This is a genomic window from Sorangium sp. KYC3313 (assembly GCF_052075895.1).
GTDB lineage: Bacteria > Myxococcota_A > Polyangia > Polyangiales > Polyangiaceae > Sorangium > Sorangium cellulosum_B.
This window is the reverse complement of sequence record NZ_CP197255.1, coordinates 3415973-3428086: the sequence shown is the minus strand read 5'-3', so window position 1 is coordinate 3428086 and position 12114 is coordinate 3415973. Positions and strand designations below refer to the sequence as shown.

General features: G+C 73.2%; 6 protein-coding genes. 2 read left to right on the top strand and 4 right to left on the bottom strand.

The window, feature by feature from the left end:
* Positions 1-11 precede the first annotated feature (11 nt).
* The 4 genes from ACSRUE_RS13370 to ACSRUE_RS13355 all read right to left on the bottom strand — a co-directional run bounded on the left by ACSRUE_RS13370 (position 12) and on the right by ACSRUE_RS13355 (position 5976).
* Positions 12-1352 carry a cytochrome B6 gene (locus ACSRUE_RS13370; RefSeq protein WP_437769969.1) on the bottom strand — a complete coding sequence of 447 codons (1341 nt, stop codon included), beginning with the start codon at positions 1350-1352 and terminating at the stop codon, positions 12-14.
* A gap of 578 nt (positions 1353-1930) precedes the next feature.
* Positions 1931-2632 carry a thermonuclease family protein gene (locus ACSRUE_RS13365; RefSeq protein WP_437764530.1) on the bottom strand — a complete coding sequence of 234 codons (702 nt, stop codon included), beginning with the start codon at positions 2630-2632 and terminating at the stop codon, positions 1931-1933.
* Positions 2633-2978: 346 nt separating this feature from the next.
* Positions 2979-4385: a hypothetical protein gene (locus ACSRUE_RS13360; RefSeq protein ID WP_441291315.1), complete on the bottom strand. Its 1407-nt coding sequence runs from the start codon at positions 4383-4385 to the stop codon at positions 2979-2981.
* Between the two features lie 43 nt (positions 4386-4428).
* Positions 4429-5976 (bottom strand): S28 family serine protease, encoded by a 1548-nt coding sequence (locus tag ACSRUE_RS13355; protein ID WP_441291314.1) that lies wholly within the window; start codon positions 5974-5976, stop codon positions 4429-4431.
* A 469-nt stretch (positions 5977-6445) separates the two neighbouring features.
* Here ACSRUE_RS13355 and ACSRUE_RS13350 point away from each other — a divergent pair, with 469 nt between their 5' ends.
* Positions 6446-10756 (top strand): VIT domain-containing protein, encoded by a 4311-nt coding sequence (locus ACSRUE_RS13350; protein ID WP_441291313.1) that lies wholly within the window; start codon positions 6446-6448, stop codon positions 10754-10756.
* The gene (locus ACSRUE_RS13345) at positions 10753-12021 is read left to right on the top strand and encodes a hypothetical protein (RefSeq protein WP_441291312.1); all 1269 of its coding nucleotides are present in this window, start codon (positions 10753-10755) and stop codon (positions 12019-12021) included. The genes ACSRUE_RS13350 and ACSRUE_RS13345 overlap by 4 nt, the downstream gene beginning before the upstream one ends.
* Positions 12022-12114: the final 93 nt, after the last annotated feature.

The following is a 12114-nucleotide window of genomic DNA, read 5'->3' as shown; positions in this document are numbered from 1 at the left end:
CCGCTGCCTTCCTAGAGCACCCGGAGGAACGCCGTGAGATCGGCCTTCTCCTGCGCCGTCAGCTTCGTGCCGAGCACGAGGTTGAAGAACTCCACGGTGTCCTCCAGCGTGAGCAGGCGCCCGTCGTGCAGGTAGGGAGGGCTGTCCTTGATGCCGCGCAGCGGGAACGTCTTGATGGGGCCGTCCGCGGTGGCCATCCGTCCGTTGATGAGCACGGGCTTGAAGAAGCGCTCCGCCCGCAGGTTGTGCATCAGGTTGTCGGTGTAGTACGGCGCGGCATGGCACGTCGCGCACTGGCCCTTGCCGTTGAAGATCTGCTCTCCGCGGAGCTCCTCCGGCGTGGCCTTCGCGGGATCGAGGCGCCCGTTCAACGCGAGCTTCGGCGCCGGGGGGAAGTCGAGGATCTCCTGGAACTCGGCCATCGGGTGCACCTGGTGCCCCCGGTCCAGGATGTTGATCCCCTTCTTCACGGCGATGACGATGTCGCCGTCGAAGTACGCCGCTCGCTGCTCGAACTCGGTGAAGTCCTCGACGGTCTTGAGCGCGCGCTGCGAGCCGAAGAGGCGCTGGATGTTCACGCCGCGCAGGGTCGGGGTGTCGAGGCGGTGGCGGAACTCCTGCGGCCTTATGTCGCCCACGAGGTGGGTCGCGTTGTTCGTGTGCCCGTTCGCGTGGCAGTCGAAGCAGGCGACGCCGAGGCTCGCCTTCTCCGAGCGCCGGTCCGCGGTCGCGTTGAACTGCATCTGCGGGAACGGCGTGACGAGGAGGCGGAGCCCCTCGAGCTGCTTCGGGTTCAGGATGCCGTTGAAGAGCTCGTAGAAGTTGTCGATCGTGACGAGCTGCCCCTTGGAGACGTCGCCCAGGTCAGGCCGCGTCGTGAGGTAGATGGGCGGCGGGAACTCGGAGATCAGGTGATCCGGGATATCGAAGTCGAGATCGAAGCGCGTGAGATCCCTCCCCGTCTGGCGCTTCAGCTCCTCGATCTGGAGCTTCGGGAAGACCATCCCGCCTTCCGGCTGGTTCGGGTGGGGCAGCGGCAGGAAGCCCTGCGGCCAGAGCCCCTGGTCCCGGATGGCGTCGGGCGTGAGCGCCGCCAGCGACTCCCACGTCGTCCCCTTCTCGAGCTTCACGCGGACGCCGCCCTGGACGGCCTTTCCGCGCGACATGGTGACGCCTGGCGCGGGGCGGTTCGAGAGGTCGTACCGCGCATCGAGCAGCGTCTGGTGGCGCTTCATCACCGCGGGTTTGTCGGCCTTCATCCGGGCCATCACAGCGGCGAACGGCTCCTTGTCGTCGACCGGCAGGTAGCTCGTGCGCGGCGTGGCGGGGCCGGGCGGCGGATACGCGTTCATGGGCGCCCTCGGGCCCGCCGGCGCGACCGCCTCGGGCGTCCCCGGCGGCGTGCCACGGGTGCTGTCAGGCTCCAGAGGTACCACCCCGGGCGTCGAGGCGCAGTGCACGAGGCCGAGCGAGAGCGCGGCAGTGCACGCCACCATGCACGTGATATCCATTCTCCTCACAGGCATACGAGCGGCTCCTTCACGAGGGGTACGTCGTCAGAAATGGCCGGCCGAGCGCCCCGCCTCCCGGCGCGCGGAGCTCCCGCCCGGTGCACACGAATGGCGGCTCGCCGGGCATACAGCCGAGGCGCCATGAGCAGTTCCGCCCGCAGGCGACTCCTGTGCCAAGGGCACGCCGGCTGTGCGCTCCGTTCCTGATCAGGCGCGGAGCGGGGCAATTTGCGCGGGAGATCGTGCCCCCTCGCTCGGATCGGCGAACGAGCACGCCTCGCGCCAGCGCGGATCACCGTGCCCACAGAGCGCACGAGCGCGCTCCGTCCAGCCGATGTGCGCGCCGGCGCGAGGCAAACTGCCACGATCCGTGGCATCATGGCCCGCGCCGCGAGCGCGCGCGCCCCACGGCGGTCCGTTCAGCCGCCCTCTTCGCCCCGCTCCGGCCTGACGCGGAAGAACGGCGCCTTGACGTCCTTCGCTTGGAAGAAGAACACCCGATCCCAGACGGGGACCCGCTCCCGCTCCGCCAGATCGTACACCTCGCCTCGGGACAGGCTGCCGACGAGCTTCGCGCTCGACCGGCCTCGCATCCTCCACCGGAACTCGTACGGGAGCAGGACGCTGGGGTCGCCGAACATGCCGCGGCGCTCGGTGAAGCTCCGCCGGGCGGCCTCGGAGAACTCCCGCGCATGGCGGAGGTTCGGGGCGACGATGTAAGTCGTCGCCAGGCCCTCCTCCAGCATCTGCAGGTTGATGAGCCGACCCCGCGACAGGACGTATCCGAGGACGCGACCGTAGGCGTCGAACGGCTGTTCGTCCGTCTGGATCTCGACCTCGGCGCCGTCGGGGACCAGCTCGGACAGCCGCTCGGCGGCCACCTCGGCCCAGCGACCTTGCGAGGCGCCGAGGAAGTGCGTCTCCGGCGTATCGATGGAGAGCATACGGACAGGATGGATCACGCCGTTCTCGTCGCGCACGCGGAGCGTGTCGCCGTCGACCGTCCTCACCACCTCGGCCATGAACCTGTCGCCCGGCAGCTCCCGGCGCAGCCCCCGCCTCCAGGAGACAAGAGACACGTAGTCGATGAACCTCCGGAACTCCGGAAGCAATCCTGCCATCGCCCCCTCCTATGATGGATAGCCCCACAGAAACCGCCGTTCGCGCGTCGCAGGGACGTTCACCCTGCCCAGGCGGCCTGTTCCATGAAGATATAGAGAGGGCCCTGGCCCTCTGAAAGCGCTCGTCGCGCCTGACCCGCGGGGCGCGAGGTGGCCTGAAGCGCCGGTCGGAGGGGGAGGAAGAATTGAACGCAAAGGCGCAAAGACGCAAAGACGCCAAAAGGCAAGAGGGAATATTTCCTCCTTCGCTCCCTTGGCACGCTGGCGTTGCAATCTGCTTCTGGCGGCTTGACGAGCTTTTCGTTCATCTCACCGGCGTCGCCGCGTGCCGGTCAGATGACACCGCTCATCCCGCCGCCTTCCGGGCGTCCCCGGCGCCGATCTCCTCCAGCAGATCATCCTCGTCCTCCCCCGCGGACACCTTCTCCAGCGCCAGCCTCAGCTTCGGCTCGGCGCTCGCCTCGGCGGCGACGCGGATCCGTTTCTCCGCCGCTTCGCCCCCGTGCGGGCGCGCCGCGAGCGCCGCAGCGACGCGCTGCTCCGGCGGCGCCGAACCGTCCTCGACGATGCGCAGCACCTCTTCGAGATCGTTCCCCGCCGTCCGGTATCCGGTCCTGGCCACCAGCGACCCCAGCGCCTTCTTCCACTCGGCCAGCGGCCGGCCATTGCGCGCGATGACCTCCAGCAGCCGCGCCCGATCCTGCATCGCGACGGCGGCCTGAGCGGCCTGAATACGCTCGATCAGCGCCGTGGCCTCGGCGGGGCTGGCCGCCGGGACGGTGATCGACTCGCCGTGCTGCAGGCCGATCTTCACGAAATGATAGGCGCCGCCAACGCCCCCGTGGGTGAGAGCGACCTGGACGATGGCCCTGTGCGGGAGGAACCGCCGCCGGAACGCGCTCTTGACCATCACGCCGTCGGTGCCGATATGCACCCAGCTCGGCGTCACCTTGGACCAGAGCCAGGCCGCGACGCCCAGGAGCGGCGCCAGCCCGCCCATGGCCACCATCGGAACGAGGGGCGCGAGTGACCACTTTGCGATGGCCGTGAACAGCAGGATCAGCAGCGCCAGCGCACCCGGGGCGAGGATCAGGACGAAGAAGGCCAGGAGACAGCCCGCGATCTTGCGACCGCTGGAGTCCTCGCGGTACGTGCGCATCCGCACCGCGCGCGCCTGCGCCCCCGCCCCGGCCCGCGACAAGAGGTCGATCGCCTCCTCCTCCGAGGCTTGCTCGACGGCGGCGACGCGCCCATCCGAGAACGACAGCACCGCGGCGTGGCCGTTCGGCGTCCGCTCCGTCCAGCCGCCCGCGAGGCGCGCGAGCGGCAGGCTGCTCTCCTTCGCTCCCTCCGCGATCAGCAGCCGCTCGCCCTCGATCGTCACGCTGCCGTCGCGGAGGCGGCGCTCGCCCGGTCCGCGGTCCGCGCCGGCGAACGACAGCGCGCTGGCGAAATAGCTGCCAAGGCCGATCAGCGCGGCGAAGAGCGAGGCCGTCTCCATCCCGAGCGCGGCTAGCCCCCACGGAGCGGCGAACGTGCCGACGAGCGACGCGACGACAACGGACCCGAGGAGGCGCTTGTCGCGGCGGGCGTCCTGCACCTCGACCTTGCAGCGTCGCTCGGGCGAAGCCGCGCCGGGGGCGTCCTCGCTCATCGCTGCGGCCGCATCGCCAGGATGTGCTCCCCGTGGTCCGCGGTGGTCATCGGTCGAGGTTAACCCGGGGTCATCCAGCCGTACCAGCGCCCTCGGCAATCGCCGACGACATCGTCGTGATCGCCTCGAAAAAGACAAGAGATCAGAGAGCGAATCGCGGGCGCAGCATGCGCGGAGAGCGGGGGAGGCCTGCGCGCAAGGGCTGCGCCGTCACGAGCGACCGTGGCACACCCGCCCACCGGGCGAGCGTCGCCACCGCGGCGTCCCTGTCGGCCGGGGCGAGGCCGCCGATGTGCGCGCCGTGGTTGGCGCCCGGCGCGAAATAGCGATACGAGTCCACCGCCGCGCCGAGATCGAAGGCCCCGGCAGACCAGGGGTCGTTCTCGCCGTAGACGAACAGGAGCTCGCTGCCTTCGGTGGCGACCCAGCGCGCGACGTCCTCCATCGCGGCAGGCGAGAACTCCGGCTCGATGGGGATGGTCGGCAGGCGGTCGACCGCCCCCCAGTCGAACGTGAGCAGGTCAGCGATATCAGCGGTGTCGGGCAGGGGGGCGCCGAGCTCTGTGTAGCATTGCCAGTAGTACGGCTCGAAGGCGAGATACGCAGCGTCGGCGCCGGCGCTGACGGGAGAGATCAGGCCGAGCGCCAGCCACAGGTCGTCGTCGGACGCCGACACGTCCGGGATCTGGCCGCAGGTGGCCTCGAGCGAGTAGAGCCAGAAGTAGAATGGGAGCCATATCACGGCGCTCTCGAGCTGCGCCTCCACGCCGAACAGGTCGTACGTCAAGCCCAGCGCGTCCGCTTCCGTCTCCGCGCGCTCGAGCATGGCCCGGCGCCGGAGCAGCACCTCGCGCCGGAACGCGGCGATGCGCTCGCGGCAGTCGGCCTCGCCGATCTGGTTCAGGAAATCGATGTAGCGTGGATCTTCCACGCCGCGGCTGAGCGGAGCTACGTAGACCACCGTGCCGTCGACGTCATCGGGGTAGAAACGACGATGGTAGACGGAGGTCATTCCCCCCTTGCTCGCCCCCGTGGAGATCCATCTCCCGGGGTAGATCGTGCGGAACGCTTCGACGACGCGGTGGTGATCGGCGGCCGCCGCTTCGATCGTCATCTTGGTCCAATCCGCCGGCTCCGGGCGTGACGGCGTGAAGAACCGGTGCTCGATGTAGATCTGGTTTGCGTTCAAGAGCGCGGTGGGCTCTTCGATGTACTGCTCGGGGAGAAACAGCGAGTAGCCGGTCGCGGCGAGCACGAGCGGCGCGCTCGAGTCGCGGTGGTGCAGCGCGAGCCGCTGCCGGAAGCGCTCGCCCTCCGGGGCATCGTGATCGACAGGCTGTTCGAGCTCGATGACGAAGAACCGATAGCCGGGGATCTTGGACGCCTCTTCCGTGACCTCGGCGACGTCGAGCGCGCGCAGCTGATCCAGGAGTTCCACCGCGGCGCCGCCGCCGCCGGCCGACCCGCCCACGCCGCCAGCGCCGCCGCCCCCTGTCGCGCCGCCGCCGCCCGTCGCGCCGCCGCCGCCACCTGTCGCGCCGCCGCTGGCACCGCCCTCGCCGGTCGAGCCGCCGCCGGTCCCGGCGCTCGCGCTTGTGCTCGAGCTCGCGGAAGATGTCGTCGAGGCGCTCGCCTCTCCGCTGCCGTCGTCTCCGCAGGCGGCGACGGCCGCCAGCGCGAGCGATATCAAGAAGGCCGCGCTGCTTTTCTGAATCGTCCGGTCGGCCATCGTGGCGGCAGCGTGCCCGATCGGCGTTCGGAGCGGCGTGGCGCAGCAAGATTTCCACGTTGCGTGGTGACCCTTGGAGCGCCAGCGTCGCAATCTTCTCCTGGCGCCTTCACGAGCTTTTCTCTCTTCTCTTGGCGTCTTGGCGTCTTGGCGTCTTGGCGTCTTGGCGTCTTGGCGTCTTGGCGTCTTGGCGTTCAATTCTTCTTCTCTTGGCGTCTTGGCGGATCGAAGCTCGTCCCCACGCCAGGCGGCATCCGGATGAGCGCCGCTCGCCGTCCCGCTCCGGCTTGGGGCTACGCTTCCTGCGTGCTTTCCCGTTACGATGACCAGCGCGATCGCTTCGGTAGATCGCCGGGGGGCATGGGACGTCTGCATGCGGCCCCGCGCTGGGCTCCCGGGGGCGAGGGCCACCGCGGCGAGGAGGTCTTGGATGTCGTCGCACGAACAGGTTGAGCCGGCCGACACGCCGGCAGAAGAGGGCGCAGCGAGGGCGGGGGCCGAGCTTGCGCGCCGCAGGCGCGGCCTGCGCTTCCGGCTCGCGCTCGGGGCGCTCGCGCTCGCCGCCAGCGTGACAGCGCTCGTCTTGACCCACGAGACGAAGCCCGAGAAGACCAGCGCCATCGGCGCGCGGCTCGAGCTGTCGTCGGGGGAGGTCACGCTCGCGGCGAGCGCTCAGGACGACAAGAAGTCGACGGTGGTGTCCGGGATCCCCGTCCCGGTCGGGGCGAAGCTCGCGACCGGAAAGGGCGCGCGGGCGCTCGTCCGGCTCGCCGACGGCTCGGCGGTGTTCCTCCGCGCAGACTCGGAGATCGCGCTCCGCGCAGAGGGGCTCTCGATCGCCCGGGGCGAGGTCTGGCTCGACGCGCCGCCCGAAGGGCGCGGCGGGCTCTCGCACGCGCTCGGGGACGTCAACGTCTCGGCGGCCGACGCCGGCCTGTCGATGAGGCGCTCGGGCGACGCCGTGACCGTGTACGTGGCGCGCGGGCTCGCCGTCGTCGCGGCCCCCGGCGGGCGCGTTGAGGTGCACGCAGGGGAGCAGGCGACCGTCGCCGGCAGCGCCGCGCCCAAGGTGGCGCCGCTCGCCTACTGGGAGGACTGGACCGGAGGCATGGGCGACCACCGGCCGCTCGCAGGCGAAGGCAGCGGATCCGGCCGGATCTACGGCGTCGACCTGCAAGGCGCCCCAGGGACGCAGGCGCGCACGCTCGAGATCAGCCGGCAGGCCGTGCGGGCCGTCCTGCGCGACGGCATCGCCGAGACCGAGGTGGACCAGACCTTCTCGAACCCGGGCGGACGCCAGGTCGAGGGCTGGTACTGGTTCACCGTGCCCGAGCGGGCGATCGTGAGCTCGTTCGCCGTGGAGACCAACGGCGTGCTCGTCGAGGGCGAGGTCATCGAGCGGAAGGAAGCGGCGCAGCGGTACCAGACCGCCGTGCAGACCGGCCACGAGCCGGCGCTGCTCGAGTGGGTCGACGGGCACAGCTACCGCGCCCGCATCTTCCCCGTGCCCGCCAGCGGCTCCCGGCGCGTCGTGCTGCGCTACGTGGAGATGCTCGGCGCGCCATCAGGTAAGATTGCTTACGTTTATCCGATGCGCGCGAGCGATCCGGTGCAGATCGGCGAGTTCTCCCTGTCCGTGGATCTCGGCCAGGCCGGCCAGGGGCTGCAGATCGCGACGCTGGCCGACGCGGTGATCGAGGACGGCGGGCGGCGGGTGAGCATGCGGCGGAGCGGCTACGAGCCGCGCGCGGACTTCCAGCTCGAGGCCTCCGTCGCGGCCAAGCCGTCGCCGCTGCGGGTGTCGCGCTTCGCCGCGGGCGAGGACCGCGCGGACTACGTGATGGCCAGGTACGTGCCCGACGTGGACTGGGCCGAGCTCGAGGAGCTGCCCGCCGACCTGGTCGTCGTGGTGGACACGTCGGCGTCGGCCGACGAGTCGGCGCGGCAGCAGAAGGCGGCGGCCGCCGAGGCGATCCTGCGGGCGATGTCGCCGTCGGACCACTTCGCGCTGATCGCGCTCGACTCGGCGCCGGCGGTCCTGCACCCGAAGGACGGGCTGGCCGAGGCGTCGGACAAGGAGATCTCCGCCGCGCTCACGCGGCTGGCCGAGCACGCGACGGGGGGCGCGACCGACCTCGGCGCGCTGTTCGAGTCGGCGCTCGGGCGGGTGCACGGCAAGGAGCAGCCGGCGGTCATCTACATCGGCGACGGGCTCGCGACGAGCGGCGAGGTGACGGGCGCGCGCCTCGCGGAGCGGCTCCGGCGCTCGCTCACGGGCTCGCGCGCGCGCTTCTTCACCGTCGGCGTCGGCGAGAACTCGAACCACGCGCTGCTCCGTGAGCTCGCGCGCGCCGGGGGAGGACAGGCGTTCCGGATCGACGAGGCCGAGGGCTCGACGTCCGAGGTGCTGCGCCTCGCCGGCGCGATCAAGACGCCGACCATCACCGATCTCGCGATCGACCTCGGCGCGGGGCTCGACGAGCCGATGCTCACCGCGAGCGGCAAGGTGTCGCGCGGCGAGGAGGTGGTGCTGCTCGCGCGCACGCACCACGCCCTGCCCACGAAGGCGATCGTGAAGGGGCGGCTCGCGGGGAAGGAGTACACCCGCGAGCACCCCATCGCGCTCGACCGGGGCGTCGGCGCGGCGCTGGTGCCGCGCTTCTGGGCGGCCGAGAAGATGCGGCGGCTGCTCGCGGACGGCGACGACATCGAGGCGCACCGGGGCAAGGTGGTGGAGCTCGGGCTCGACTACGGGCTGATCACGCCGTTCACGAGCACGCTGGCGCTCGAGAGCGAGCAGGCCTACGTGAACCAGGGGATCCGGCGGCGGCGCTCGCCGCTCCGGGGCGAGCGGCTGACGGCGCTCACGCCCCGGCGAGAGCGCGAGCTCGCGGCGCTGCTCGCGCCGCCCTCCGCGGCCGTCGCCGCCGGGTGCGCGAAGAGCGAGCCGAGCGCGGCCTACGAGGAGAGCTCGGCGAAAGAAGGCGGCCACGGCGCGAGGGCGCAGGCGGCGGCGCCAGCGCCGGCGATGGCGCCGGCGATCGCCGAGCAGGGCAACGAGCGGGACCAGGGCCTCAAGGGGGATGTCGCCTCCCCCGGCGCCACGCTGACGGCCCCGCCCCCTGCGCCCGAGGCGGCGCGCCCGGCCGAGGAGGCGGAGCAAGAGCCCCTGCGGCCGAAGCAGGTGGCTACGGCGACCCAGCCGGCCGCCCCCCGCCCGCTGGCTGCGCCCATGAGCGCATGGGCGGCCGACGAGCCGTCCGAGCTCGCAGCGATCGGCTCGACCGGCTTCAAGCGCGCGGCGGGCGGCGGCGGGGCGATCACGCCGTCCGACGCCATCCCGCGCCTGGAGAAGGCCCGCAGGACTGCGCCCGCGGCGGCGCGCCCCGCTTCCTCCCCGCCGCCGAGGCGCCCGCAGGTCGCGATGGCGCCGTGCAGCGACACCGCGCGGCGGCCGCTCGCCGAGCGCATCGTCGTCTGGTCGAAGCGCCTCGCCCGCGCCACGACGGCGGAGCAGCTCATCGCGCGCTACGAGGGCGCGCTCACGACCTGCGAGCTGCCGGACTGGCGATCGAGGGCCGCGCTCCTCTCGCTCCTCCAGGCGAGGGTGTCCACCGAGGGCGGCGCCGAGGCGCTGCTCGCCCGGTTCGCCGGCGAGCCCGAGGCGCGGCGGTTCATCGCGCACGCGCTCCTCAGGCGGAGCGTGGACCCCGCGATCTCCGCGGCGGTGCGGCGCACGCTCTTCGGGGGCGTCGATCCCAGGGCGAGCTGGGCGCTCCTCGACGAGCGGCTCGCGGCGCTCCCGGCGGTGGACGATCGGCTCGCGCTGGTGCGGCAGGCGCTCACCGACCGGCCCGACGACCCGGAGGGGGAGATCCGGCGGGTGCGCCTGCTCGCGGAGGCGGGCCGGAAGGACGAGGCGCTCGCCTACGGGCGGCGGCTGCGCGACCGCGGCTTCATGAGCCCGGCGCTCGCGCTCGATCTCGGCGACGTGCTCGCGTCGAGCGGCTTCGAGGCGGACGCGCTGCGCACGTACTCGGAGGTCGTCGAGTTCGATCCGACGAGCCCCGCGTCGCGCGCGATGCTCGGCGACGTCTACCTCCGGCACGGCTGGTACGCGGCGGCGTACCGCCAGTACACGACGCTCACGGACCTCGCGCCGGCCGAGCCCCAGGGCTGGCTGCGGCTCGCCGCGGCGGCCGCGGGCAGCGGGCGCGTCGACGAGGCGCTCCGCATCCAGCGCAAGGTCGCCGCCGCGGAGGGCATGCCGGGGCCCGACGATCCGCGGGCGTGGGCGCGGCTCCTGTCGGCGGCGCGCATCGGCCGGCTGCTCGCCGGGGGCGGCGGCGCGGCCCCCGCGGCCGGCGCCGAGGCCGAGAGCCTCGCCCGCAAGCTGAAGGAGCTCCAGCTCTTCAGCGGGCCCGGGGCGCTGCGCGTCGTGCTCTGGGAGGACTACGCCGCGGAGCTCGCCCTCGCGGCGCGGGACGGCCAGGTGGACGCGGCGCTCGGCGACGGCACCTTCGCGCCGGCGGTCGGGCTCGCGGCGGTGCAGCTGCCCACCTCGGAGCTCGCGCGCCTCGAGTGGCGCGTCCGGTTCCGCAGCGATCCGCCGGGGAGGGACGTGCGCTTCGTGGTGACGACGATCGTGTGGGACGGGGCGTCGTTCCAGGTGACGACCGCGCCGGGGTCGATCGGCGCGAAGGACCGGGAGGTCGCGCTGGCGAGCGGCGCGCTGCCATGATCGACGTCTCGCTGCTCGGCTGGCTCCTCGTCACGCTGACGTCGCCGCTGTCGCTCGCCCTGCTGCTCGTGGCGCTCGGCTCGGTGGCCTACCTCGGCGTGACGGCGCTCGAGGCCGCGCCCCGCCAGCGCGGCGCGCGCGCGGTCGGCACGGGCGCGGCGGCCTGCGCGCTCGCGGCCGGGATGGTCGGGCTGCGCGTGGGCGCGGGCGCGGGCGCGGCCGTCCCGACGGCCGCCGTGGGGATCGCCGCCGCGGCCGCGATCGGGGCGACCGCGGCGTGCGCGTGGACCTTCGGGGCGCGCGCCGCGGCGGCGCTCGGGGCGGCCCAGGCCCGCCGGAGCGCCGCGGCGCTGCGGGCCGGCGACGAGCGGCGCCGGCTGCTCGCGGCGAGCCAGCGCGCGTACGCCGAGGGGGACGACCTCGCCGCCGAGACGGCGGCGGCCGACGACGCCGTCGCGCGGCTGCGCGCCGCGGTGGGCGCGCTTGCCGGCGCGCGCGCCGCGCTCGAGGCGAAGCGCGCCGGCGCGCAGGACGCGCCGCCGTCGGAGGAGCGACCGGAGGCGAGCGCGCTCGCCGGGGACCTCGCGCGCGCGTGCGACGAGGCCGCGCTGAAGCTGTCGATGGGCCAGCGGGTGCTCGCCGCCGCGGAGGCCGCGGCGCTGCGGATCGCGTGCAACGCGCCGCTCCGGCGGCTGCTGCGGCGGCGGCCGCGCGCGGCGACGCAGGCGCTCGCGACCCTGGGCGCGGGCGCGCTCGCGCCGGCGGCGGCGTCGATCGAGGCGTTCCTCGGCGAGGTGCGGGCGGCGCGCGTCGAGGTCGTGGAGCTCGCGGAGCGGCGCGCGCCGGGCGCGGCCGATGAAGACGGCGCGCCCGGCGAAGACGGCGCGGCCGGCCCAGAGGGAGCGGAGGGCCCGGCGGCGCTCGCGTTGCGCGAGCTCGCCGCGATGGAGTCGGCCTACGGCGCGCTGCTCGAGCGGCTGCGCCTGGCGGAGCTCCACGCTTCGGCGCGCGCCTCTGCCGAGCAGGTCGAGAGCGCCGCGGGCGCGCTCTCCGCGACGGCGAGGGCGGCGGCGATCGACCCGGCGGCGCTCGGCGCGCTCGTGACGGAGATAGCGCGCGCCGAGTCGGCCGTCGCCGCCGCCGCGCCGGAGGCCGGGGGCTCGCGCGCGCTCGCCGAGGCGCTCGCCGCGGGCTCGGTGGCGCTCGATCGGAGCGACGCGACGTCGCTGGCGGAGCTCATCGCAGCGCTGCGCGAGCTCCGCTGAGGCGATGAGCGACGGCCGCCCCTGAAAATCACACGCAAAACGATGCTTCGCCGTAAGGGGTCACCTTGGCGTCACCTTGGCGCCCGGCGCCCT

What these genes read in the sequence shown, in the direction of transcription:
- ACSRUE_RS13370 (WP_437769969.1), bottom strand. Translation starts at nt 1,352, where the DNA reads ATGAACGCGTATCCGCCGCCCGGCCCCGCCACGCCGCGCACGAGCTAC.
- ACSRUE_RS13365 (WP_437764530.1), bottom strand. Translation starts at nt 2,632, where the DNA reads ATGGCAGGATTGCTTCCGGAGTTCCGGAGGTTCATCGACTACGTGTCT.
- ACSRUE_RS13350 (WP_441291313.1), top strand. Translation starts at nt 6,446, where the DNA reads ATGTCGTCGCACGAACAGGTTGAGCCGGCCGACACGCCGGCAGAAGAG.
- ACSRUE_RS13345 (WP_441291312.1), top strand. Translation starts at nt 10,753, where the DNA reads ATGATCGACGTCTCGCTGCTCGGCTGGCTCCTCGTCACGCTGACGTCG.